This window comes from Saccharothrix sp. NPDC042600, assembly GCF_040647305.1.
Taxonomy (GTDB): domain Bacteria; phylum Actinomycetota; class Actinomycetes; order Mycobacteriales; family Pseudonocardiaceae; genus Actinosynnema; species Actinosynnema mutabilis.
Window position 1 is genome coordinate 78341 of record NZ_JBEZBW010000006.1, and the last position, 21351, is coordinate 99691.

Annotated in this window: 31 protein-coding genes; 5 read left to right on the forward strand and 26 right to left on the reverse strand. The window is 68.8% G+C overall.

Features of this window, described 5'->3' with window-relative positions; genetic code table 11:
* Nucleotides 1-7 precede the first annotated feature (7 nt).
* Genes AB0A74_RS06945 through AB0A74_RS06960 form a run of 4 tightly spaced genes read right to left on the reverse strand, consistent with a single transcriptional unit; the run spans nucleotide 8 to nucleotide 4245 of the window.
* Nucleotides 8-2917, reverse strand: a complete 2910-nt coding sequence (locus AB0A74_RS06945; protein WP_358247927.1) for a hypothetical protein — start codon at nucleotides 2915-2917, stop codon at nucleotides 8-10.
* 4 nt (nucleotides 2918-2921) lie between these two features.
* Nucleotides 2922-3293 (reverse strand): hypothetical protein, encoded by a 372-nt coding sequence (locus AB0A74_RS06950; protein ID WP_358247928.1) that lies wholly within the window; start codon nucleotides 3291-3293, stop codon nucleotides 2922-2924.
* Nucleotides 3294-3340: 47 nt separating this feature from the next.
* Nucleotides 3341-3616 (reverse strand): hypothetical protein, encoded by a 276-nt coding sequence (locus AB0A74_RS06955; RefSeq protein ID WP_358247929.1) that lies wholly within the window; start codon nucleotides 3614-3616, stop codon nucleotides 3341-3343.
* Nucleotides 3613-4245 carry a hypothetical protein gene (locus AB0A74_RS06960; protein WP_358247930.1) on the reverse strand — a complete coding sequence of 211 codons (633 nt, stop codon included), beginning with the start codon at nucleotides 4243-4245 and terminating at the stop codon, nucleotides 3613-3615. Before AB0A74_RS06960 ends, AB0A74_RS06955 begins: the two co-directional genes overlap by 4 nt.
* A gap of 342 nt (nucleotides 4246-4587) precedes the next feature.
* Between AB0A74_RS06960 and AB0A74_RS06965 the strand changes: the two genes are divergently transcribed.
* The gene (locus tag AB0A74_RS06965) at nucleotides 4588-5082 is read left to right on the forward strand and encodes a cupin domain-containing protein (protein WP_358247931.1); all 495 of its coding nucleotides are present in this window, start codon (nucleotides 4588-4590) and stop codon (nucleotides 5080-5082) included.
* An 86-nt stretch (nucleotides 5083-5168) separates the two neighbouring features.
* On the opposite strand, the gene AB0A74_RS06970 is transcribed toward AB0A74_RS06965, so the two are convergent.
* Nucleotides 5169-5603, reverse strand: coding sequence for a hypothetical protein (locus AB0A74_RS06970; RefSeq protein ID WP_358247932.1), 435 nt, complete (start codon nucleotides 5601-5603; stop codon nucleotides 5169-5171).
* Nucleotides 5604-6004: 401 nt separating this feature from the next.
* Here AB0A74_RS06970 and AB0A74_RS06975 point away from each other — a divergent pair, with 401 nt between their 5' ends.
* A complete protein-coding gene (locus AB0A74_RS06975) occupies nucleotides 6005-6172 on the forward strand; it encodes a hypothetical protein (RefSeq protein ID WP_358247933.1) in 168 nt (55 codons plus the stop codon).
* Between the two features lies 1 nt (nucleotide 6173).
* Here AB0A74_RS06975 and AB0A74_RS06980 read toward each other — a convergent pair whose 3' ends face one another.
* From AB0A74_RS06980 to AB0A74_RS07005, 6 genes are all read right to left on the reverse strand, one after another.
* Complete coding sequence (locus AB0A74_RS06980) at nucleotides 6174-6509, reverse strand: hypothetical protein (protein WP_358247934.1); 336 nt, start codon at nucleotides 6507-6509, stop codon at nucleotides 6174-6176.
* Nucleotides 6510-6553: 44 nt separating this feature from the next.
* Nucleotides 6554-6859, reverse strand: a complete 306-nt coding sequence (locus AB0A74_RS06985; protein ID WP_358247935.1) for a hypothetical protein — start codon at nucleotides 6857-6859, stop codon at nucleotides 6554-6556.
* Nucleotides 6843-7376 (reverse strand): hypothetical protein, encoded by a 534-nt coding sequence (locus AB0A74_RS06990; protein WP_358247936.1) that lies wholly within the window; start codon nucleotides 7374-7376, stop codon nucleotides 6843-6845. The genes AB0A74_RS06985 and AB0A74_RS06990 overlap by 17 nt, the downstream gene beginning before the upstream one ends.
* The gene (locus AB0A74_RS06995; protein WP_358248035.1) at nucleotides 7373-8269 is read right to left on the reverse strand and encodes a P22 phage major capsid protein family protein; all 897 of its coding nucleotides are present in this window, start codon (nucleotides 8267-8269) and stop codon (nucleotides 7373-7375) included. Before AB0A74_RS06995 ends, AB0A74_RS06990 begins: the two co-directional genes overlap by 4 nt.
* Nucleotides 8270-8281: 12 nt before the next feature.
* The gene (locus AB0A74_RS07000; RefSeq protein WP_358247937.1) at nucleotides 8282-8791 is read right to left on the reverse strand and encodes a hypothetical protein; all 510 of its coding nucleotides are present in this window, start codon (nucleotides 8789-8791) and stop codon (nucleotides 8282-8284) included.
* A 143-nt stretch (nucleotides 8792-8934) separates the two neighbouring features.
* A complete protein-coding gene (locus AB0A74_RS07005) occupies nucleotides 8935-9732 on the reverse strand; it encodes a hypothetical protein (RefSeq protein ID WP_358247938.1) in 798 nt (265 codons plus the stop codon).
* A gap of 55 nt (nucleotides 9733-9787) precedes the next feature.
* On the opposite strand from AB0A74_RS07005, the gene AB0A74_RS07010 reads away from it, so the two are divergent.
* Nucleotides 9788-11035 (forward strand): ATP-binding protein, encoded by a 1248-nt coding sequence (locus AB0A74_RS07010; protein ID WP_358247939.1) that lies wholly within the window; start codon nucleotides 9788-9790, stop codon nucleotides 11033-11035.
* Here the strand turns inward: AB0A74_RS07010 and AB0A74_RS07015 are convergent, their stop codons facing one another.
* Nucleotides 11036-12376, reverse strand: a complete 1341-nt coding sequence (locus tag AB0A74_RS07015; protein ID WP_358248036.1) for a phage portal protein — start codon at nucleotides 12374-12376, stop codon at nucleotides 11036-11038. It lies immediately after the preceding gene.
* 202 nt (nucleotides 12377-12578) lie between these two features.
* Here AB0A74_RS07015 and AB0A74_RS07020 point away from each other — a divergent pair, with 202 nt between their 5' ends.
* Complete coding sequence (locus tag AB0A74_RS07020) at nucleotides 12579-12821, forward strand: hypothetical protein (protein WP_358247940.1); 243 nt, start codon at nucleotides 12579-12581, stop codon at nucleotides 12819-12821.
* Here AB0A74_RS07020 and AB0A74_RS07025 read toward each other — a convergent pair.
* From AB0A74_RS07025 to AB0A74_RS07035, 3 genes are read right to left on the reverse strand one after another with little or no spacing between them, the layout of a single operon-like run.
* The gene (locus AB0A74_RS07025) at nucleotides 12814-12960 is read right to left on the reverse strand and encodes a hypothetical protein (protein ID WP_358247941.1); all 147 of its coding nucleotides are present in this window, start codon (nucleotides 12958-12960) and stop codon (nucleotides 12814-12816) included. The genes AB0A74_RS07020 and AB0A74_RS07025 overlap by 8 nt on opposite strands.
* A gap of 9 nt (nucleotides 12961-12969) precedes the next feature.
* Nucleotides 12970-14490: a Terminase gene (locus AB0A74_RS07030; RefSeq protein WP_358247942.1), complete on the reverse strand. Its 1521-nt coding sequence runs from the start codon at nucleotides 14488-14490 to the stop codon at nucleotides 12970-12972.
* Entirely contained in the window at nucleotides 14480-14749 is a 270-nt protein-coding gene (locus tag AB0A74_RS07035; RefSeq protein WP_358247943.1) for a hypothetical protein, read from the reverse strand. The genes AB0A74_RS07030 and AB0A74_RS07035 overlap by 11 nt, the downstream gene beginning before the upstream one ends.
* A gap of 231 nt (nucleotides 14750-14980) precedes the next feature.
* On the opposite strand from AB0A74_RS07035, the gene AB0A74_RS07040 reads away from it, so the two are divergent.
* Nucleotides 14981-15661, forward strand: coding sequence for a hypothetical protein (locus AB0A74_RS07040; protein WP_358247944.1), 681 nt, complete (start codon nucleotides 14981-14983; stop codon nucleotides 15659-15661).
* A gap of 36 nt (nucleotides 15662-15697) precedes the next feature.
* Here AB0A74_RS07040 and AB0A74_RS07045 read toward each other — a convergent pair whose 3' ends face one another.
* The 11 genes from AB0A74_RS07045 to AB0A74_RS07095 form a co-directional block, all read right to left on the reverse strand.
* A complete protein-coding gene (locus AB0A74_RS07045) occupies nucleotides 15698-16345 on the reverse strand; it encodes a hypothetical protein (protein WP_358247945.1) in 648 nt (215 codons plus the stop codon).
* Nucleotides 16329-16496 carry a hypothetical protein gene (locus tag AB0A74_RS07050; RefSeq protein ID WP_358247946.1) on the reverse strand — a complete coding sequence of 56 codons (168 nt, stop codon included), beginning with the start codon at nucleotides 16494-16496 and terminating at the stop codon, nucleotides 16329-16331. The genes AB0A74_RS07045 and AB0A74_RS07050 overlap by 17 nt, the downstream gene beginning before the upstream one ends.
* 158 nt (nucleotides 16497-16654) lie before the next feature.
* Complete coding sequence (locus AB0A74_RS07055; RefSeq protein ID WP_358247947.1) at nucleotides 16655-16867, reverse strand: hypothetical protein; 213 nt, start codon at nucleotides 16865-16867, stop codon at nucleotides 16655-16657.
* Between the two features lie 7 nt (nucleotides 16868-16874).
* On the reverse strand, nucleotides 16875-17177 hold the full coding sequence (locus AB0A74_RS07060; RefSeq protein ID WP_358247948.1) for an HNH endonuclease signature motif containing protein: 303 nt from the start codon (nucleotides 17175-17177) through the stop codon (nucleotides 16875-16877).
* Between the two features lie 181 nt (nucleotides 17178-17358).
* On the reverse strand, nucleotides 17359-17952 hold the full coding sequence (locus AB0A74_RS07065) for a hypothetical protein (protein ID WP_358247949.1): 594 nt from the start codon (nucleotides 17950-17952) through the stop codon (nucleotides 17359-17361).
* Nucleotides 17953-18039: 87 nt separating this feature from the next.
* Nucleotides 18040-18864 carry a DUF2786 domain-containing protein gene (locus tag AB0A74_RS07070; RefSeq protein WP_358247950.1) on the reverse strand — a complete coding sequence of 275 codons (825 nt, stop codon included), beginning with the start codon at nucleotides 18862-18864 and terminating at the stop codon, nucleotides 18040-18042.
* Between the two features lie 185 nt (nucleotides 18865-19049).
* Nucleotides 19050-19355: a hypothetical protein gene (locus AB0A74_RS07075; protein WP_358247951.1), complete on the reverse strand. Its 306-nt coding sequence runs from the start codon at nucleotides 19353-19355 to the stop codon at nucleotides 19050-19052.
* The gene (locus AB0A74_RS07080; RefSeq protein ID WP_358247952.1) at nucleotides 19352-19888 is read right to left on the reverse strand and encodes a hypothetical protein; all 537 of its coding nucleotides are present in this window, start codon (nucleotides 19886-19888) and stop codon (nucleotides 19352-19354) included. The genes AB0A74_RS07075 and AB0A74_RS07080 overlap by 4 nt, the downstream gene beginning before the upstream one ends.
* Before the next feature lie 98 nt (nucleotides 19889-19986).
* Nucleotides 19987-20388: a hypothetical protein gene (locus AB0A74_RS07085; RefSeq protein ID WP_358247953.1), complete on the reverse strand. Its 402-nt coding sequence runs from the start codon at nucleotides 20386-20388 to the stop codon at nucleotides 19987-19989.
* 76 nt (nucleotides 20389-20464) lie between these two features.
* Nucleotides 20465-20746, reverse strand: a complete 282-nt coding sequence (locus AB0A74_RS07090; RefSeq protein ID WP_358247954.1) for a hypothetical protein — start codon at nucleotides 20744-20746, stop codon at nucleotides 20465-20467.
* Nucleotides 20747-20846: 100 nt separating this feature from the next.
* Nucleotides 20847-21275: a hypothetical protein gene (locus AB0A74_RS07095; RefSeq protein WP_358247955.1), complete on the reverse strand. Its 429-nt coding sequence runs from the start codon at nucleotides 21273-21275 to the stop codon at nucleotides 20847-20849.
* Nucleotides 21276-21351 lie beyond the last annotated feature (76 nt).

The window sequence follows — 21351 nt, forward strand, 5'->3', positions numbered from 1 at the left end:
TCTCACCTCACCTTCGGGACAGGATGCGGTCGCCTTCGGCAGTGGCGCGGGCGATCTCCGTAGCGCCCACCTGGACGATCACCGGCCGGGCAGCCAGCTCCCGGACGGCGGCGACGAACTCGCCGAGATCGGCCGGAACCGCTGTGCCGCTTGCGGACGCGGTCACTCGACCGGTAACGATCCTCCCCGCGCGCTCGTCCGGGGTGGCCTGCTGTGGGATGCTCGCCGTCAGATCGGCGAGATACCGGCGCACAGCCGGTTCCCCCTGTTCCAAACCGGAGACGAGCCCGCGCATGATGAGAACACCGTTGGCGCGCAACAGTTTCCGGTCACGTTCGGGCGGGCCTTTCCAACTGGGCAAGAGGTTCGTGAGCTGTCGTAGCTTGTCACGGACACTGTTGATCATGGACTCGATGCCGCGCAGCAGGCCCCGGATGATGTTGCGCCCGGCCTCGACCAGCAGCGAACCGAGGTCGCCGAGCGCGTCGAGGATGCGGCGTGGCAGCGACGCGACCAGGTCGAGCAGCCCGCCGGTGGCCAGGTTCGCCGCGCCCCAGGCCGCTTGCAGGGCACCCGAGAGGATGTCCTTCAGGCCGTTCCAGGCCCGCGACCAGTCGCCGGTGATCACGCCCATGACCACGTCCAGGATGCCTTGCAGGAACGTCAGCGTCCCGGACACGGTCGAGGCGATGTTGGCGAACACGGGCCGCACGACGTTGTCGATCAGCCAGACGAGCACCGGACCCAGCTTCTCGCTGACGTCGGCGGCGACGCGGGCGATCATGCCCGCCCAGGTTGCGAGTACCCCTGTGGCCAGCACGACCACGGGCATCAGGGTCTCGACCAGCGAGATCAGCGAGGGCAGCAGCGTCACGGCCAGGTCCAGCAGCGGCGGTGCCAGGGGCAACAGCCCTTCGACGCCGATCCGCAACAGCCCGTCGACCAGTTGCGGCAGCAGCGGCAGCAGGCCCGTGAGCCCCACGGCCAAGGTCTCGCCGAGCAACTGTCCTATCTGGACCAAGGTGGGTGTGGCCTGGGCCAGCCGGGTGGACAGCACGTCGGCGAGTTGCTGGATCACCGACACCGCGACCGGCAGCACCGGCAGGGCGGCTTGCAGGCCCGCGACGAGGACTTGGGTCCAGAGGTCGGCGAGCTGGCCGAGCACGGGCAGGACGGCCGAGGCCGCGGTGAGCAGCGCGCCGCCGAGCTGCGCGGTGATCGGGGTCAGCAGGGTGAGCAGGTTGGCCAGCGCGGGTGCGGCGGTCCGCACCGCCTGAACGAGCAACTGTCCAAACTGGACAATCAGCGGTGCTGCCGCCCGTGCCAGCGAGATGAGCGCCGGGGACAGCTCGCGGACGGCGTCGGGCAGCGCGCCGCCGACCAGCTCGCCGACCACCGTTTGGACGGCCGGGGCCAGTTCGGCGGTCACGCCCGCCACCGCGCCCAGCGCGGGCACGAGCAGCGAGGCGACGGCTTGGGCCGCCGCGCCGGCCAGCGGCGCGAGCGAGGCGAGGATCTGTCCGGCCGGGCCGACCCCGTCGGCGAGCACGCCGAGCGCCTGGGCGAGCTGCGGCCCGAGCTGCGCCACGGCCGGGACCACGACCGTGGCGACGGTGCGGGCGACGGCCACGAGCAGCGGCAGCAGCCCCGAGGCGATCTCGCCCAGCGCGCCGAAGAGTTGTTTCAGCGCAACGGAACCCTCGCCCGTGGACAGGAACGCGGCCAGGCTTCCGGTCAGCGCGTTGAGGGTGCCCAGCAGGCTCGCGCCGCCCGCGTCGGCGGCGGCGAAGACCGCGCCGACGATGCGGACGATGTTGCCCAGCAACGTGAACAGCTCGCCCAGTGCCGACAGGCCACCTGAGATCCACTGTTCGAGTTGCCCGGTCTGACGAGCTTGGGCGATGAACTCGCCGAAGCTCGACGCGCCCTCGGCCAGCCCGGAAGCCAGCGCGGGCAGGAACGACGAGCCCACGGCGGCGATGTCGCGCAACCCGGACAACACCGGGGCCACCCCGTTGGACAACTCGCCCATCGCGGCGGCGGAGTTGTCCAGGATCGTGCGGACGTCGGCGACCGTCTGGGCTTCGCGGGCGAACAGGCCGAACCCTCGCGCCGTGGCGTTGAGCGAGTCGGCCATGTCGCCCAGGCCCTCGCGCACGGCGGGCAGGTGCAGCGCGCCCAGGTCGGCGACCTCGCGCCCGAGGTCGGCGAACAGGCGTTGCTGGACATCCAGCCGGACCCCGGCGAACTCGCCTTGCAGCTCGCGCACGGCGCGGGCGGTGGCCTGCATCGCGGGCGGCATCTCGGCCACCGCTTCGGCGAACGCGGCCGGGTCGGTCGCGGCGAGCGCGTCGGCCAGGCCGGTGGTCCCCAGTCGCAGCACGTTGAGCGCGACGGCGGCGGCGATGCCTGCGGCCGGGAGCAGCAGCAGCGACCCCGAGGCGGTCGCGGCGGTCGCGCCGAGCCCGCCCAGCACGGTGACCACCTGTCCGGCCGCCGCCGCAAGCGCGGCGTAGCGCAGCGTGGACAGCCCGACCGCGCTGGTGTGGCGGGTGATGGTGGCGGTGGAGCGGGTGACCCCGTCGTCCAGCGCGGCCAGCCCGCGCACGGCCGCGCCGACCGACCGGTCCAGCGTGACCGCCAGGCGGATCGACCGGTCGGACTCGGTGCGGCGCAGCGTCTCCACGTCCCGCTCGGCGGGCCGGGTGTCGGCACCGACCGGGACGGTGACCCGGCGGTCGGCGGCGGCGCGCAACGCCGCCTCGATCTGGGCGTGCAGCTCGCCCACGCGCAGATCCACGCCCAGCGACACAGTCGGCGCGGTGCGCTCGGCGCGGTCGACCGCGCGGTCCAGCGCGGTGCCGATGCCCTCGACGCTGGCCAGGATCTTGAGGAAGGCGTGCCCGACGACGGCCAAGGACTCACGCCTCCCTCATCATCAGCGCGATGTCGCGCAGAGGGGTGGTGGGAGTCCCGGAGTCACCTCCCCGCGCAACAGGGGGCGTCTCAGCGCCGGGAATCGCTGCGTTGGTAAGCGCGTCGAGCGGGGAGGCCAGTTCGTCGTCGCCGACCTTGTGGCCCAGCAGCGTCACGACGGCGGCCCACAGGGCGGTGATCCGGCGTTCGGTAGCGGCGGCCAAGACCTCGGCGCGGGTCCACCGGCCGTCCGGGTCCAGGACCCGCCACAGAGCGGCGTCGGGCGGCAGATGCGCGACGATCACGCACACCCGCCGCAACGGCAACGCGCCCCGGTACAGATCGAGCAGATCGACCCCGAGGCGCAGGAAGTCCACTTCCAGCGCCTCGGCCGTGGTGTCGTCCGCGAGCAGGCGGGCGACGGTCAGCGGTTTCCCACGCCCAGCTCCCGCATCACCACCGTGGAGAACTCCTCGGCGTCGGCGGCGGTCGAGGCCATCGAACGCCACGTGGCGTACTGCTCCGGGCCCAGCACCAGCCGCAGCGCGGTCAGGTGCCGACCGGCCTCCTCGGCTTCCAGGGCGTCGAGCGGGAACGCCTCGGCGGTGGGCAGGCGGAACCGGGTGCCCCGCCACGTCACCGCCACCTCGGACGCGGGTGCGGGCTTGGACTTGGCGGCGGCGCGCTGACGAGCGGTCACGGGCGCTTCTCCTGGGTGGTCGAGTCGGAGTTGGTGTCGAGCGCGGTCGGGGTGATCGCGGCGGCGGCCAGCCCGGCGACCACGGCGGGGTCGTCGGTCAGCCACACGGCCAGCACGGTCGAGCCGCCCGCCGGGGCGAGCGCGGAGAACGTCATGCCCCAGCGGGCTTCCTGGGTGCGGCTCCACTGCGCCTCGGCGGTCTCGGAGACCTCGGCGCGCGGCACGTAGAGCCGGTGGTGGTAGACCTCGGTCGCGCTGATCTGGTCGGTCCAGTCCACGCACAGCGCGCGGACGTCGCCCTTGGGAATCGAGCTGATCTCCGCGCGGTACTTCTTCGACCCGGCGGCCGTCTCGGCGAAGGTGAGGCCGCCGAAGTACGCGCCGAGCACGATCCCCTTGGACTCCTGGAACGTGGACGCCACGGTCAACTCGTGCGACCGGATGATGTAGCGGGCCGGGGTGATGGACTGCCAATGCGCCGTGCCTTCCTTCTCGACACGGCGGTTCAACGTCACCCCGTCCTCGGTGGTCAGCCCCAGGCCCACCCACGGGGCGGCCAGTGCGGCGACGGCGTCGGCGGGCTCCGGAGTGCCGGGCGGAGCCAACGACAGCTCCCCGGTACCGGGCACGCGGACAAGACTGGTGTTGATCGCCATACGAGCGGTGAACCTCCATCAAGGCAGTAAGGGGGTCGACCTCGACCACTCGGGTGCGAACAGCAAAAAACGGGGTCGCGCAAAAGTTGTCGAGAGAGACAATTCGAAAGCAATAGTTTTGCCAAGACTCGATCGCGACTGGATATCTTCCATCAGCCGTTCGGACGGAAACTTCACCCTAAAGACTGAACGGGCATCGTCACGCCATTACCGAACACTGCGGAGGTGTAACACTTTTGGGTCTTTCCAGCCTTCGACTGCCGCGAGGTCTGGTTAGATCGCAACAGTTCGCTCCACCCCTCCAAGGAGGCATTTATGTCCAGCGGCAATCGGGAGTTCAATCCCAATCAGGTCACATTTGACGAAGGGCTCGTGCGAATCCAACAGGTAGTCGAAAGAGTTCGTCTCGACACAACGAAAGTTGTAACTTCACGACAGGACGATGTCGCAGAAGCGATTAAGCTTCTTACGGTGAGTGCCGTCCCCGGCGGGTTTCGAAAGTGGCAGCTTCCGGTTTACCTGAACCGGGCTTCTCAGTTGTTCATTACCGTTGCCGAGCCCGATGTCGAGGTGCCCGAGCACGCCCACGAGGAGGGGGATGGGATTCGATTCATCGTCAGCGGGTCGATTACCTACGACGGCGAGGAGCTGAGTTCTGGCGACTGGATGTATATTCCACAAGGCCAGAAGTACTCATTCAAGGTGGGGCCGCGTGGTGCCACGATGTGTTACTGCTATTGCTGCTGTTGTGCAGGCCGGGCCGACCTTTTCGAGGACGTTATCAACCCGCCTCGACTAGTCGGCCCGTGACGGAGAGTCACAGGGCTCGTCTCAACTGTCCGCCCTATCAGCCCCAAAGCTCAGCCCGGGCCTGCACAGCACCCGATGACCACATGTCATGGGAACACTCTCATGGTGCGAGTGCGGGCCAGCACCGAGCAGGCAACGAACGCCAGCGGCCGGGAGGTGTAGGGGTCGATTCCGAGTAGCGGCCCGGTCACGGGAGACGCCGAGATGAAAGCGCCCTGCGGAGGCCGCGCGGACAACAGGCCCAATGCCAACCCAGCCAACGCCTTAGCGCGGTGCTCGGTGTGGTGCCAACAGGTGATGCGGATCGTGGCGCGTTGAATGGCTGGCCACTGCCAGGCGTGGCCGTCTTCGGCGACCAGCAGCCACGGCAGCGACGGCGGACCGCCGTCGCTGCCCCGGCCCGTCTCGGTAGCCACAAGGGCGCCCGCGGCGACCTCCTCGGGTCGCCCCGACAGCAGTCGGCGCAGCTCGCGCACGACCAGCTCGGCGACGTCGAGCGGCACGGGGACCGGTGCGCTCACCGGCTGTCCTCGCCGTCGAGGCCGTGCGGGTCCAGCCCGACCTGTTCGGCGGCGCGGCGCAGCACGCCGTGACGGGCCTCCATGCCGACCCCGGCGGCGTGCGGAATCGCCACCGACACACCCGCCCGGTCGGTGTCCCGCTCCGCGCGCACCTCCGACCGGCAAGGGTGCGCCGTCCTCAGTGCGCAGGCCACGGGCACGCGCGACCGCCGCGACCTCGACGGCGGCCTGCAACGTGGCGGCACGGAAGCCGTCGCTGACCAGCACCTCGGCGATACCGGCGTGGTCGAGTTCGAGTCGTGCCACGCTTATTACTCCATTCGGGTGAACCTAGGCAGCACTTGCGCCCGTCCACGTCACATTTATGTAACGACGAGCCGAAGTTGAGATGCCCTGGTGACATGAACTTCGAGACGGTCTTGATCACCGGCGTCCTTGCCCTGACGGGCGGACCGCTGACCATGCTGGTCGTCGCCCTGCGCGGAACGCAGCCCGGCGAGCGTCCCGCCATTATCCGCGCGATGAGCGACTACATCCGCGCTGCACGAAGATCACGTGGATCGGAGTAGCTCACGACGCGGGCGAATGATCGCTGTCGGCCCGGCCGTCGCCCAGGTGCAACATCTCCAGGAAGCGCCTGGCATGCACTTCGGCGCTCGTACCGGGGGTGGCCTCGATGAGGCCGAGCAGGGTCACGAGGGCGTCGTGGTCGAAGTGGTTGTAGAAGCGGTACAAGGCGGATGCCCACGACCCGTGGAAGCTCACCGCGACGTCGCCGAACACGTCGAGCATGACAGGTTCGCCGTCCACCTCTCCCGGCCGCCATCGGGGCGTAAGGCTGACCAGGCGGCACAGGCGGGCCACGTCGGCCTCGAACTGACGCCGTTCTGGCAGGCTCATCCCCATGCCCCAACGTTCGCACACGTGTTCGAATGGGTGTCAAGTCACGATTACCCCTCGACGCAAATCAGGCGGGCCTCGTAGTGCACGCGGCCCGGCCTGGGTTCCCAGCGTTCGGGTTCGCCGTCGACCAGGAACACCCGGCCGCCGTGTTCGACGCGTTCGCGGGCGTGGATCGGGTCGTGGGTGAAGGCGAACCACTGGCCGGTGACTGCCTGCCGTCCGGGTTCGGCCTGGGTGGTGCTGTCGCCGGGCTGGAGGAATCCGCGAATGCGACGGCGTGGTGCGGTCGTGCCGTAGTCGAGGCGGGTTGTGGGGTTGTCGTACTCGTCGCGGAGTTCAACCGGTGTGATCACCGTCAGTTCGTGCGGGAGCCGCAGGGGGCATCTCCTGTCCTGGGTCGGTGAGGCCGGCGGGCCACCACGGCATCGGTTCACCGATGCGTCCGGCCGTGTCGACCACGGGGACGGTGTCGAGCGGGGCGGGGTGTTCTCCGGCCGTGTAGGGGGTGCGGGTGGAGCGCAGGCCGGAGCGGCGGGCGAGGCGGCGCAGCACGCCGCGTTCCTCGGTGGACAGGTAGACGCCGGTTACCGCGGCCTCGCCGTAGCGGTAGCCGTACTGGCCGATCTGCTCGGAGGCGAACCCGTCGGGGTTGCGCAGTGCCCGTCCGGCTGCCTGGCACACGATCGCCACCACCACGGGCGGGACGGTCGGTGCCAGCAGCGCGGGCGGCAGCTCGGCGCGCACGAGCGCCGAGGCGTCGTGCAGCGCGGCGGTGGCGCGGTCCTGGTCGGGCGTGCCGATCAGGGCGCGTTGCGCGCGGGTCTCCAGTTCGGCCAGCGTCGCCAACGGCGGCGGGGCCGGGGCGGTCACGCGGCCGGGGCGATGGTCAGCCGCAAGGCGCGCTTGACCTGGCCGTCGTCCTTGGTGACGTCGGCACCGGCCAGCGTGGAGACCACGCTGCGGTCCTGCTGGAAGGCCGGGTCGTAGTCGCGCACCAGGCGCAGCGCGAACCCGTTGTAGGTGATCGACTGGCCGAACGTCGCGCCCGCCGGGACCTCCAGTGAGCGGGTCACCAGCGGGAACCCGGACCGGTGGTAGGCCACGGCGGACCGGTCTGCCAGGTAGTTCGACGGCAGCACCGTGAAGCCGTACAGGCGGCCGATGATCGCCTCTCGCAGCGCGGCCGGGGAGCCGGAGGCGTCCACCGGGATCAGCCGCTTGAGCGGGTCGTTGAGCAACAGCGACTCGACCTCGGTGGAGACGGCGAAGAACCTGTCGTCCAGCGGGACGCCCGCCTTGTTCAGCCGTGCCCGCGCCTCGATCATCACCGCGTGCACGTCCGAGCCGTCCGGCTTCATCGTGAGCGTGGACGGCAGCGCGTTCATCTGCGCGGCCACCAGCGTCTCGATGCGCCGCGCGACGCTCTTGGCCTGCGGGGTGGCGATCTGCCGGGTGAAGTCGCGGACGTTGAGGGTCAACTGCTCGTCGGGCAGGTTGACGCCCTTGTAGAGGTACTTGTCCAGCTTGACGTCCACGCCGATCTCCTGGACGTCGTCCACGACGATCGGCTGACCGGCGGCGCGGTCGAACTCGCGGGCCTCCCCAACGATGGTATCGGTGTGGACGGTGACCACGGAGCCCTGCTTGCCCCGGAAGTCGGCTTCGGCGTCGCGCCACGTGGTCGCGGCCAGGACGGTCTGCGCCTCCAGCGCGGCCAGCGAGGCGGACGCGATCTGCTTGGGGGTGAGGAACTGGTTGACGATGACGGAACTCCTTTACTTGCCGCCGAAGACGGCGCGGGCGATGGCGTCGGGGGTGTCCGGCTCGTCGTGGGCGTCGGTGCCGGTGGTGGCGGCCGGGGTCAGGGACTCGACCGGGCGGCGACCGGGCGGCAACGGCGCGGCGGCCGGGGCGGGTGGCGTCGGCACGGCCGGGGCCGTGGGCGCGGCAGGCGCGGCGGCGGTCTTGATCAGCTCGACCAGGGCGGTGGCGTCGGCGGTCAACGCCGCCTCGTCGGCACCCTGGAGGCGCGCGGCGAAGGCGTCGGGCAGCCCGGCCGCGCGGGCGACGGTCAGCCGGGTCAACTGCTGCTCGGCCAGTCGTGCGCGGTCCTCGGCGGCCTGCGCGCGCGACTCCAGCTCGCTCACGCGGGTGTCGGCGGCCGGTGCGGTCGCAGGCGCTTCGGGCGTGGGTGCGGGCGCAGCGGTGGGCGCCGGGGCAGGTGCCGCCGCGTCCGTGTCCGGGGCGGTCGGCTGCTCGGCGGTGGTCGGGGACGGGTCGGTCACGTGCGCGGCTCCTTGCAGCTGTAGGCGACGGGGCGGGAAGGGGTCCGCGCCCGCCCGGCCCCACCAACGGACAGGGGTGGTTCGGGTGTGGTGGCCTGTCGTGTGGCAGCGCGGGCGGGCGCGGGATGGGGTGTGGAGGGTGGTCAGGCGGCGGCGCGGAGCTGCGCTTCGTAGGCCCGGCGGAAGGCGTTGCGGGCCTCCTTGCCGGAGTAGCCCTCGGTGGAGGTCACCCACAGCTCGGCGAACCCGGCGGCGGCGGCCGGGGGTGCGCTGTCGTCGCGGTACACCGGTTCGACGGTGCACAGGCAGTCGTCGTGGAACGGGTCCGGTTCGCCGTCGCGTACCCGGTCGCCCGCCGACCAGGCGGAGGCGTAGAAGGTGCGGCGCTCGGCGGGCATCGCCGACCGGGCTGCGAGCATCGCGCAGAACGCGCACGGCTTCGCCGAGGTGACCCGGCGGTAGCCGCTGATCACCGGGTCGCGGTCGCGGGCGGCGTGGATCAAGTCCCGTCCGCCGGCCGCGCCGTGGCGCAGCGCGGCGGCGGCGACCAGCGGCCCGGCCTTGTCGGCGGCGGCTTGGGGGTCCAGGCCCGCGCCGGTCAGCTTCTTCACGGTGCTGGGTCCGGTCACGAGCAGGGACACCGCCGCCGCGTCGCGCCACCCGGAGTCGTCGGGCAGGGTCAGCGGGTTGGGCGGTGTGCGGCCGATCTCGGCGAGGCGGAAGCGGGTCAGGTAGTCGGCGCTCAACCGGGCGGACCGGTCGCGGTAGCCGCCGACCAGGTCCAGCACCAAGCGCAGCCACGCCGGAGCGGTGGCGTCCAACCGGCGCGGGTCCAACAGTGGCCACAACGACAGCACTTCGCGCACCAACAGCGCCGAGGTGCGGGCCTGCTCGCGGCGGTGCTGCTCGGTGGCATGTGCGCCAAGGGAAGTCGCCGCCAAGACACCTCCTTAGCCCGTCGCCGCGCAGATGCCGACCGGTCGTGGATAATGCGTCATGGTCGAAGCCGTGCGCAGCACCGCATACCTGGGCCCTGACAAGGGCAGATGGCGTCCTGCAACGTGGGCCGACGTTAAGGAGGCCGCCAGCGGTGGATTGCTCGACGAGTCTCACTGGGTGGATCTGAAGCAGGAGCTTCCAGCGGGCAAAGCGACCGCCAACACCGACGTGGCGAAAGACCTCGCGTCCTTGGCCGTCGATGGCGGCCTGCTCGTCATCGGGGTCGAGGACCACAAAAGCCACGCTGGCAAGGTTCTTGGTGTTGAGCTGGCTGGGTTGGCGGACCGAGTCGACCAGATCGCCCGCGACAAAGTACGGCCGTCGCTCGTAGTGCGCAGCACGGAGATCCCTGATCCTGACCGGCCGGGATTCGGCTGCCTCCTGGTCCATGTCCCGCCGAGCGCGCTGGCACCTCACATGGTCGACTACGTCTATTACGGTCGCGGTGACCTCTCCAACGTCCGACTCGGCGACGAACAGGTCCGCAGCATCATTGCCGACCGCCACCGCCAACGCACTGACATCGTCGCTGACCTACGCATGATGGCGCACGATGACCCGTTGCCCGAGGAACTGCGAAAGAACGGTCACATCTACCTTCTTGCCCACCCGGAGACAGCCTCTGAGGAGACCCTGGTCGATCTTCTCGCACTGGACAACGCACAGACGATCATTAACCAGAACCTCGATCAGATCGCGCAAGCGGCTGGCGAGTGGCAGTTCGAACCACGCTTGCAACAGCTCCCACGACGCATTCCGCAAGCCGAAGGGCACGCGTTCACGACCGTGAGCGCCGGTGACCGCATCTACGAACCCGGAATGATCCACTTGCTCCTGCGTGAGGACGGCGGGTTGAGGCTCACCTGTGGCCGTGGCACGGACATGGGGCCACTGCCGTTCTTGGCAGGTCCACCGCCCCAGGTACTTATCGCGGCGGTCGTGTTGGGGCTGACCCACTCATTCGCCGCGCTCGCCGGGCGCATCGCAGACCAATACGGTGCCTACCAGGGACAGTGGCGGCTCGGTATACGGCTCGATCGGCTTCAAGGGGTAGCACCGATGGATAGCTACCCAGGCCCGTGGAAAAGGACGGGCCACCCATACACCCGAGACGATTATGAGCAGACCACTTCCGCCTCAACAGAGGAACTGATCAACGCACCTGCGACGGTGGCATACCGGCTGCTTGCACGTCTCATCCGTGGACTCGGCATCGCCGAGCAATACCCACCACCTACCTCTTGATCAACTCGCTGGATCGGCGGCGCGGGCGAGCACGTCGGCCAGCAACCCGGCTCCGTCCGGCGTCACGGGCATTTCGGCCCATCGGGCAACGTCGGTGTCGGTGACACCGGGCAGGCGTTCCCAAGTGGCGCGCTGCGGCACTCCGAGCATCGTCACGGCCTTGCCCCACGCGTCGACCACGGCTGCAAGCGAGCGGGTCTCGGTGTCGCGCCACCGGACCTGTGCGGTGGTGTCCAGCCACCCGGCCAGGTCACCGGCGAGCAGGCTGCACAGCCGCAACACCTGCTCCCACGACTCGCCGTAGCTCGTGCGGCGCTCGCCCACCCGGCGCTGTAGGCCGGACTCGGCCGCTGCCAGGGCATCCGCCGAGAGGTTGGTGAGGCTGCCGAGCAGGGCGTGCGGCGGGGTCTGAGTGATCGCCGCCAGGTGGCGCAACACCTGTTCGAGGACTTCGACGTAGCCGCTCAACGGGGTGGCGTCGAACGACCCGAACTTGGTGTCCGGGCTGTCGGAGTGCAGCAGGCGGTCCGGCCCGATGGGCGGTTCCTCGCCCTCGTCCAACTCCAACCCGGCGGCCCAGCGCTGCCGGTGCGCGCCGTGCTCCCCAGCCATCAACAGCAGGAACGTGGAGTAGTTCAGCCGGTCCTGGATGTCCAACACCGGCTCGACCACGCCGGGGGTGTCGGAGTCCAGGTCGTCCTCGTCCACGAACCGCACGATCGGCGTGACACCGGCGTTGTGGTCACGGTGCTCGACGTAGGACAGCGACCCGTCGCCCTCCGCGCCCAGGAAGTACACCGAGGTGTCGTCATAGAGCCGGTAGAGCGTGCGCGGCCCGGACGGCGTCCACGACTTCGCGCGCTCGACGGCGTACACCGGCCACTCGTCGGACTCGTCGGCGTAGAAGGCGCTCATGGTGCGCGGGGAGTGCCCGCGGATCGCCGGGCCGGTGTCACCGGGCAGCACGCTGGCGAACGCGTGACCGTACTTCAGCGCCGCCCGGTGGATCGCCGACTGCCGCCGCGCCATCCGGTTGAGCGTCCAGAACCGCCACGGCGAGGCGTCACCCTCGGTCTGCCCGGCGGCGCGGATGCCGTCCACGAACAGGTTCTGCGCCAGCAGTTGCACCAGCAGTCGGCACCAGTTGGTGCGCGACTTGCGCAGCGTCCACAGGTAGTGCGCCTTCGACGCGCGCGGCGCGAAGGGAAGATCGTGGTCACCTTTGACGTACCGGTGGATCTTGTCGTTGCGGGCCTGGTCGGGCCAGCGCTCGACCAGGCGACGGCCTATGTCAGCCGCATCAAACTTCTGCAGAGCCAGCGGAACCCCTAACGCACGAATATTACGTTTCGATAACGTTCACCGGCGCGCTCCGATGCTTACGCTACGCCAATCGGGTGAACTTTGTTTTAGAGGCCCCTCGGTGAAGATCGACCGTGCAGGACAGGGGCCTCTCCGATGTAACTTGCATTGAAGGTGTGCCTATCGCACGAGCCGTTGATCAAGGCCCTGACCTGCGGAAACATAGGTTTACCATGTCCCTATGCCGACGGTCGCCAGCCTGCCAATATGGGCGTTTCTCACGTTCACGGTGCTGGTCATGCTCTTTGCGCTCGTCCTAGTGGCGCTAGTGGTTCGAGCCCCGCGCATGGGGACAGAGATCAAGGTGTCCCTGCTGCCCCCCAAGATCGAGATTCGAACGATCACCGAGCCCGCCAAGACCGACCCTCCGGCACTGGAGGGCAAGATCAAGCGCGAATCAGCGAAAGTAAAGCGCGTCAAATGAAGACGCGGAGCTTGCCGCCCCTGCGCTTGCGCTTGGCCCAGTCCGGCGAGGCGAGCACCAGGCGGCGGACATGACGGGCGACGATGAGGCACACCAACAGGTCGATCTTGTTCGGCGACTCGCGGGATTCCTTGGCCACCGAGGTGCCTTAGCGGTTAGGGGCGCGGCGGGCGTTGAGCACGTGGCGGCGCAACCTCAGGTCGCCGTCGTGGGTCAGCGTCCGGTCGCGGATGTCGACCAGGGCGCGGCCAGTGGCGCGGGTGAACTCTTGCACGCGGGCGCGCATGTCGAACGCCACGGCGTGCCGGTTGCGCCCGCTGGTGGCCTCCACCACCAACTCGTCACCGAACTCCAGCGCCCACGAGTCCACGTAGCTCTCGAACTCCTTGACGTCGGCGAAGAACCCGACGACGTCGAACCGTTCGAACGCGGTGCGCACCGCCAGGTCAGCCTCGTCGCGGTCGACCTGCCACGCCTGGTCGGACGGCAGGTGCTCCGGCCGTTCCTGGAGGTGCAGCACCCCGGCGTGCCCGTCGGACATGCGCACACCCACAAGGCCGGTGCTGTCGTCGGACTTGCTGCCGTCGAACATCATCACGATGGTGTCGCCCTCGGCCAGCGGCGGCGCGTCCGGGTCGTGACAGCCGTCCCACTCCGGCGCGGTGGTCCACGCGGTGGCGGCGGCGCCCTCCAGGTTGAAGAAGTACCGCTTGGACTCCTCCACGTCCTTGGCCAAGTCCCAGAACTCGTTCTCCACGATGCCGGGCAAGTCCATCCACGCGGCGGCCGGGCCGTAGACCTCGGCCAGCGCGGCGACCATCGCGTCCATGTCGGTCAGGTCCACATCGGCCGGGGCGTGCCGGTGGTCCCACAGCAGCCGGGCCGCGCGGGTGCGACCTTCTTGGATCGCCTTCGCCTGGGCGTGCACCGTCTCCAAGGTCGACTCCTGGCCACCCTGGTACATCGTGGAGGTCAGCAGGCCCCACGGCTCGGCGGACTTCCGCTTGCGCAAGTTCCGGTCCACCGTCTTGAACATCCGGCGCAGCTCGGGCGTGACGTACAGGTGTGGCTCGTCGTAGATCGCCAAGCTTTCCTTGCCGCCGTCCTTCGCCGACGAACTGGCGGTGGACGGGATGATCTCCCCGCCCTCGGGCAGCAGGATGCGCGTCAACCCGGCCGCATCGCCGGGAAGGTCTTCGCCGAGCGGGCCTTGCGCGAGGTTGAAATGGATGACGTCGTAGGTGTTGCCGGTCTGGCTCTCCTCGGTCGCCAGACACCGGATGAACGGGTAGACCAACGGCCGGCCCATCGGCTCGCCACGCGAGTACCGGTAGGTGAACCCGCGCCAGCGGAACACCTCCCCGCCCTGTGCCCATCCGGCGAACCGGGCCGGGCCGCGCGCCTCGAACGAGCCGATGAACCCGGCAAGCTCGGACTTCGCCCGCCCCTTGGCACGCACGAGGGCGGCACGGGAGTACAGCCGACGCCCGGCCCGGTCCAGCGCGTAGGCGTCGACCAGGAACCCAGCGAACTCGTCGTCAAGCTCGACGGGGTCGCCCTGCACGTCCCCAGGGCCGTGCACACACCAATGCTCGATCCATGCGATGGCCAGCCACCCCAGCGAACGGGTCCGGTCGTGGTCGGGCGCGTACACCAGCTCACGGGGCACCGGACAACCTCTTGCGCCGATCCTCCAGCCGGGTCACCGACGAGGAATCAACCGCGGCCTCATCCTCGGCCTGGTCCTCCGGCTCGACGTACCGCACGCGGATCTTCAACCGGTCCTCATGCGTCAGGCCCAACTTCGCCGACCGCAAGCGCAGCTCGGCCGCGCGGTTCAACTCCCCGCGCCAGAACTCCTCCACCAGCCGCGCGGTCTCCAGCGCGAAACGCCAGTCGGTCTCCGTCCACAAGACGCAATGCGGCATCCGCCGCACCGCCTCCCACCAGGCTCGTGTCTCGGCGTGCCATCGCTGGCGACCACGGCCGGGAAGGTCCGGCGACGACCCGGCGAACGGCACATTGGGCACGCTCGTCCAGTCGTAAGTCTTGGGATTGCGGTTCCGAGAGGTCGACTTAGGAGGCCGTCCCGCTAGCGCCATAGCCCACCTCAATCACTCTGCTTGTTGAGTACCGATACGGCCGCGTACTCTCACCCGATGGAACCCGATCGAGATCCGAAACAACCACCGGCTGCCACCTCAGCGGACGAAAAGGCCCCTCTGGACCGGGAAGGCGGAACGGAAGCAAGCTCGGGCAACAAGCTTGAATTCCTAAAGGGAATTGTCATTCCACTGATCGTGGTCGCAGTAGCCAGCCTAGGGACATTCGCCGGTGCATACTACGGCGCAGACAAGGCGTATCAGGCAAGCCGGGAAGCACAACAAAACCAAGCGAGAGAGGAACGAGCGAAGATCGAGCGCGAGAAGAGAGGTGAAATTTACCTGAGTTTCCTCGACTCGGCGACCGGCTACACCGCACGGTGGATATCAGCCCTCATTCAATGTCGCGACCCCGATAGCAAGGTACTGGTAATCCCACACCCGCCGACCAATCCGGACCCGAACAGCCCTGAGAACCGCAAGTATGAGGAGGTCCAATATTGCGTATTGACCAATTCCGATCTCACTCAAGCGCGTGAACGGCTCGACAAGGCCCGCAACGCCGTCTACATCTACGGCTCCGATAAGGCCAACCTCATAGCGGACAAGGTCGTCACCGAGTCGTTTGAACAGCTTCGGAGCAACACGATACTTCTCACATCAAAATCCGAGAACTACAAAGAGTTTCAGCGAATGATGTGCGAGGAGGTTCCACCCAATAGGCGCGAAAAGTGCTGACCGTCACCTGGCCGCCGACTCACCCCGCGACCGGCTCTATTCGACAACGCGTTTCGGGTAAGGACGACTCATCTTCGTGAGTCGTCGACGAGTTGTCCGGTTCATCGGGTAGGCGTAGCGGTGCTTCACCGGGATGTCCTTGAGTCGGTAGGCGTGCGGGTCGACCGTGCGCCGAATCCACTCGATGCCGGTTTCACCCGGCGCGCGGTGGGGCTTTGACCACGACGACACTGACCGGCCGTGGGTCTTGACGCCGTTGACCATGTAGTAGCAGTCCGAGGAACCGGTGTGGCCGGTGTAGATCCAGTTTCCGGCCTGGTAGATGCCGCCGTGGTGGTTCTGCGCCGAGTCGGCGTAGGACACGACCAGGTGGACACCAGGGCTGCTCGCGCGGAGCTGCCGCAGGGTCGCGGCGATGATCTGGGTGACCGGCGTGGCGTGGGCGGTGAGTGCGACGCGCACCAGCTCCACGCACTCGGTCTGTCCGAGGCCGTAGGGGCTGCCGAGCCTGCTGTTCGCGCCGCGCCCGTAGATGACGGTGCCGACGAACATCCCGTCTTCCCACACTCCGAAGGTGGCGATCTTGCCCACGGGCATGGTGCGGGAGTAGTGCCAGCGCAGCACCGCGAAGCGGGCGGCGGCCCGCGTGCACGGGGCCACGATGAGGTCAGTCGTGCCGCTCACCCCCTCCGGTCGGCGTGCGGCGTGCACGGGTGCGGGTGCGCTGGCGCGGCGGTTCGAACCGGTCCAGGCGGGGCAGGGTGGTCGGGGGCTGCGGAGTGAAGTCGGTCAGGGCGACCTCGTCCGCGTCGGCCAGGTCGTGACGGGGCTGCAAGAGGGGTTCTCCAGTCGGGAAACGCGGGTCTGGGCAAGGGAAAGCCCGCGATGCCGACACCCGGAAACCCCCGAGTTTCGTACAGATCGCGGGGCGCTATGACGTACCGGTGCCGGTGTGTACGTGACGGGGGTCACCCCCCACCCGTGCCGAGTGGTTCAGCCGCGCCGGGGCGCGCGGGCGCGCTTGGGGGTCACCGCGGCTTCCTCCGGCGTGGGTTCGGGCTCGCCAGGCTCGTCGGCCTGGCGCTCGTCCTCGTGCACCAGCTCGGCGACGCGCGCGGCGATCAGCGCGGCGGCTCCGGCCTCGTCGTGGTCGAACACGTCACCCACTGGGCGCCCGCCGACACGGGAGAGCAGACGGACACGCACAGGTCGTTCACCTCTCGATCAGACCGGGGTGTGGTGACGGTGGACGGCGTGCCGACGCTCGGCGGGCAGCAGCGGCCAGCCCGCCCTCACGCGCGCTCTTGACGCGGTGGCACGGCGAACAGACGCCCTGGAGGTTCGAGTCCCGGTGATCATCACCGGGCACGATGTGATCCACCTCGGTGGACAGACGTTCGGCGCACACCCGGCACAGCACGTCACGGCGCAGGATGCGCGCGCGGATACGGGGCCAGTCGGGCGGAAGACGTTCAGCACGTGAACTTCCCGACCAGGGCACCACGGACCCCCTCACCGGTGTCGTGAGGGGCCGAACGCGACGGTGTCGACGGCCAGGCCGGACGCGAACACGGGAAAGCCCCCGGCACTAGGGGGAGTTGCCGCGGGGCTCTCAACCGTTGGGGGGAGGTCGGTGACAGGTACACGTCACCAACATGATCGAACCTACGTTCGGTGCTGGTCGCGGCGCAACCGCATTACTGCGGGTCGGTGCCCGCCTTGAGCCTGGCGACGTGGGTCCGCGCCGCCGAGTAGGAGCAGCCGACCTGGCGGGCGATCTCGGCCGCGTTGGTCTCCCCGCCCTCGAACATCTCGCGGACGCGGCGTGCGACCTCGGCGCGGGGCATCGTCTCGCCGCTGCCGCGCGGCCGGCCCCCGGTCGGGTTCTCCCGCGCCGCATCGCGCCGAGCCTTGAGCTGCTCGACCGTGCGGCGGAACCAGTGCTCACGGCCGCACACCACCCGGTCGGGCTGGCCGATCTTGCCCTGACTGCGGTAGTCGGTCCACGTCTGCGGCTTGACATCGAGTTCGGCGGCGCACTCGGCGCGGTCCAACAGGTCCTCGGGGGCGTCGTCGGTTGGCAGGGGCGGGATGGGTTCGCCGCGTGCGTAGGCGCGGGCCTGGGCCTCGTCCCACAGGTCCGGCTGTCCTGTCGCGGGTGTGCCGGTGGTGATGCGCGGTGGGTGCGTCGGATCGGCCCAGGGGCGCGCGCGCCGGGCCTGCGAGGGTGTCAGCCCGTGCAGCCGGGCTATCCCGGTCGTGTCGACGGCCTCGCGGCCTGCACGAATCACGCTGCACCCTCCTTGCTGTCGGTCGGTCTGGTCTCAGTGTGCCGGTGCCCCGGCTCCCACGTGGGAGCCGGGGCACCGTGTCGTGCGTCAGTTGGCGCGCTTGCGGGCGGCGGGCTTGGCGGCCACGGCCTTCTTGTTGCCGTTGACGCGGGTCTGTCCGGTGTCGGCGGTCCGACCGTCGCGGCGACCGGCGGCGGCACCGGCGGCGCTGTGGTTGTCGCGCTTGACCGGCGTCCGGTTCTCCGAGGGGTACAGCTTCTCGAAGTGGGCGGCGACGCGTTCCTGATCGGAGACCAGCACCAGTGCGCCGGGGGTGTTCTCGACGTCCTTGGCCATCTGCTCACGAGCGCCCATGATCTTCTCGGCGACACCGATTCCGTAGCCGGGCAGGTAGGACCGGAAGAACACGCGGCGGGCGCGGTTGGCCTCCTGCTGGGTCGGGAACTGGTCGCGGATCTTCGCCATGTGGTCCTTCGTCGCCTTGGTGCCGTAGTACTCGGCCTGGAGAATGATCGAGGGCAACAGGACTTCCAGCGCGGCGACGGCGGAGGCCGTGCCGACGATGTGGACCCAGCGCGGCTTGCCGTTCATGACGTTGTTCTCCGTGATGACTACGCAGCCGTAGCCCTCTGCGACGCGGGCCACCATCTCGGCGCGTCCCTTGCCGTGCCAGCCCTGGCCGGACACCTCGAAGCGGAGCACCGTCACGGCTTCGGGCTTCTGCCCCTTCTCGGCGCGAACCGTGGCCTCGTCCAACGAGTGGCGGGCCATCAGTTCGGCGGCCTTCGCGGCGAACGTCTGTGCCTCCTGCTCGGTGGCGGCCGGGTCGGCGGCCTGGGTCAGCAGCGCCTGAACTTTCTTGACCAGGGCGGCCTTGGCGGTTCGGGCGTTGGGAGCCTTGGCGTTCGTCATGTCCTGTCCTTTCGGCACGCTTGCGGTGGTTTCGTTGTCGGGTCCGGGGTTCCAGTTCCGTTCCCGACAAGAAGAACTATATCGTGAGCAGTGCGCACAGGCAACCACACAGTGAGGGCGCTCACCACGCAGAACGGGGCCGGGCGTTGCCGCCCGACCCCGTTCGTCACTGTGACGCTGGCCTTCTACGTGCGCACGGAAGACAGTTCGGCGAACAGGTCTTCGATCGCCCCCAGGGTCCGTGCAGCGGAGATCGTTCCGTCAGCGTGCCTGTCCGGGATGATCACAACCGTGTCCCGGTGCACCGTCAGGGTCCACACGTAGGCATCAGCCCAGCCGGTGACGAGGATCGCCGCAAGTCGAAAGGCATTCCGGTAGCACTCCGTGAGAGTCGCCGCGGAACCCCCTGCCATCCGGAGTCCGTCAACCGTTACCACGAAGTTGAAGATGTCAGAACGCGCGTTCGTCGCGTCGGCACCGGTTCCGTTCATCGCTGCCCACCGTGCGCTTCTGCCTGCACCAGCAGCGTGAGGGCCGTGCGCCACAAGCGGGCGATGCTGGCGTGCGCTGCCCGATCCATCACCTGCCATACGACCGGTCCGGTGTGGACACGCAGGTACTCCGGCTCACCCAACTCCTCAACGGCGGGCACGAGGGCGAGCAGGCCCAGCGGTTCCCCCGCCAGGTACACCGTGTGCGCCGCCTTGTGCAGCTCGCTCTGAGAGGCCACCTCCGGACCCACGCGGGAGGGAAGCCGCTCGGCGAGCGCCCCGGCGTGCGTCCACAGCACCTCCACCGGAAGCAGGGTGCTTGCCCGGTGGACGATGTGGGTCACACTGCCGATCGTCACGCTCACATGCTGGTTTCGCTTGTCCGCGTGAATGAGATTCGCCGTTCCGTAGACGGTTCCCGAGACGCGGAAGGTCAGGCCGACCGTGTCGGCTCGCATCAGGTGTTGCACCTGGTTCTCCTTCTCGATGTTTGCGGTGGCGTCGGTCCGGGGTTCCAGTTCCGTGCCCGACATGAATAACTATATCGTGAGCAGTGCGCAGATAGTGAGTGTCTGCACCGTGAGGCCCCTCACATGGGCGGGGGCCGGGCGAGTGCCCGGCCCTCGGTCGGTCACTCCCGTTCCGCGACGGCGTACCGGATACCGCTTCTGATCTGGCGCTCGACTTCGGTGACCAGTTCACCGCGCGTAAGGTCGAACGGCACGGAGAACGCGCCAAACCTCATGAGGTACCGGCTTCGACGCTCGGGGTGCCGGACGGCGCGGAGCCAGGATTGGCGCGCGTGCACGGCGACACCCGGACACACTTTCGCCTGCGGGTTCCACACGGCACAGTAACCGCATCGGTCCTGCGCGCACAGCTCCTCGGAGTAGACCCAGCGGAGCACGAGGCCGTCAGCCGCCATCGCCGAGTCGCAGTCGTCGTCACTCGGCTTTGGCCCCCAGTACCAGATCGCATAGGCGAGGCACCTGGTTTCACTGTCCAGGGATTCCGGAAGTTCGTTGGTGCTCACGTGTTCTGTCCTTTGTGGATTTGCGGGCGTCACGGGGTCGGGTTCCAGGTCGACCCCGTGACGGCGGTGGTCGGTGCTACAGGTAGGCGGCGAGCAGTTCGGCGCGAATGCCTTCGAGCATTGCTCGGCTCTCCGCGATGTTCCCTTCCGCGTAGGGGAAGGAGTCACCGGGAATGAGGCACACTTCCTCGTCGTCCACCCAGATGTGGAACGGTCCGGCAGGGGTGGCGGCCAACACCTGGTCTGTGAGGACGTTGAACCCGGCGCGGAATCCGGCGGCGATCGAGTCGGCTGTTCCCTCGCCAACTGTCGTGTCGTAGGCGATGACTTCCCAACGGACACGGACGGAATCCGACACGTTGCACTCCCTTTCGGTATAGGCCGGATGCGGCCCGATCTGCTGTCCTATGTGGACTAAGTGGGAGTGTGCCCCGCCGTGGCGGGGCACACTTGGCGCGTCAGATTTCGCGCAGCGGTCGGGCGATTTGGTGCGCTCGCTCGACGGCGGTGGAGATCGCCCGCATCGCCAGTAGGTCCGTGACCCGCCACACGACTGGGCCGAACTGCACCCGGATGTGCTTGGGGGTCCGGCGGGTCGCCGGTAGGAACGTGTGCATTGCGGCCGTGCGCCCCTGGATTACGACCAGCGATGCAACCCGGTACAGACCGGGCGCGCCGCCGGGGAGGCGGGACGTGTCGCGCCAGGGCAAGCGGTGCTCCAAACCGTGGGCGGCCCGCCACACCAGTTCCAGCGTGTCCAACGCTCCGTTGATGTCACGGAGGTGGATCACCGTGTCGCCGGTCTTGAGTGCGATTGTCGCTTCGGGGGTTCCGGCGTCGAGGACGCCGATTCGGCACTTCACGTCTCCGGTCGCGTTGACCGTCACGACCTGAGCCGTGCTCGTATCAGGGATGAACACCCTGTTTCTCCTGTTCGTCGTGCGTTTGCGGTGGTGTCGGAAC

Coding starts and splice junctions, on each gene's coding strand:
- AB0A74_RS06965 (WP_358247931.1), top strand. CDS start 4,588: ATGTCCAGCGGCAATCGGGAGTTCAATCCCAATCAGGTCACATTTGAC.
- AB0A74_RS06975 (WP_358247933.1), top strand. CDS start 6,005: ATGAACTTCGAGACGGTCTTGATCACCGGCGTCCTTGCCCTGACGGGC.
- AB0A74_RS06980 (WP_358247934.1), bottom strand. CDS start 6,509: ATGGGGATGAGCCTGCCAGAACGGCGTCAGTTCGAGGCCGACGTGGCC.
- AB0A74_RS07010 (WP_358247939.1), top strand. CDS start 9,788: ATGGTCGAAGCCGTGCGCAGCACCGCATACCTGGGCCCTGACAAGGGC.
- AB0A74_RS07020 (WP_358247940.1), top strand. CDS start 12,579: ATGCCGACGGTCGCCAGCCTGCCAATATGGGCGTTTCTCACGTTCACG.
- AB0A74_RS07035 (WP_358247943.1), bottom strand. CDS start 14,749: ATGCCGCATTGCGTCTTGTGGACGGAGACCGACTGGCGTTTCGCGCTG.
- AB0A74_RS07040 (WP_358247944.1), top strand. CDS start 14,981: ATGGAACCCGATCGAGATCCGAAACAACCACCGGCTGCCACCTCAGCG.
- AB0A74_RS07070 (WP_358247950.1), bottom strand. CDS start 18,864: ATGACGAACGCCAAGGCTCCCAACGCCCGAACCGCCAAGGCCGCCCTG.
- AB0A74_RS07075 (WP_358247951.1), bottom strand. CDS start 19,355: ATGAACGGAACCGGTGCCGACGCGACGAACGCGCGTTCTGACATCTTC.
- AB0A74_RS07080 (WP_358247952.1), bottom strand. CDS start 19,888: ATGTCGGGCACGGAACTGGAACCCCGGACCGACGCCACCGCAAACATC.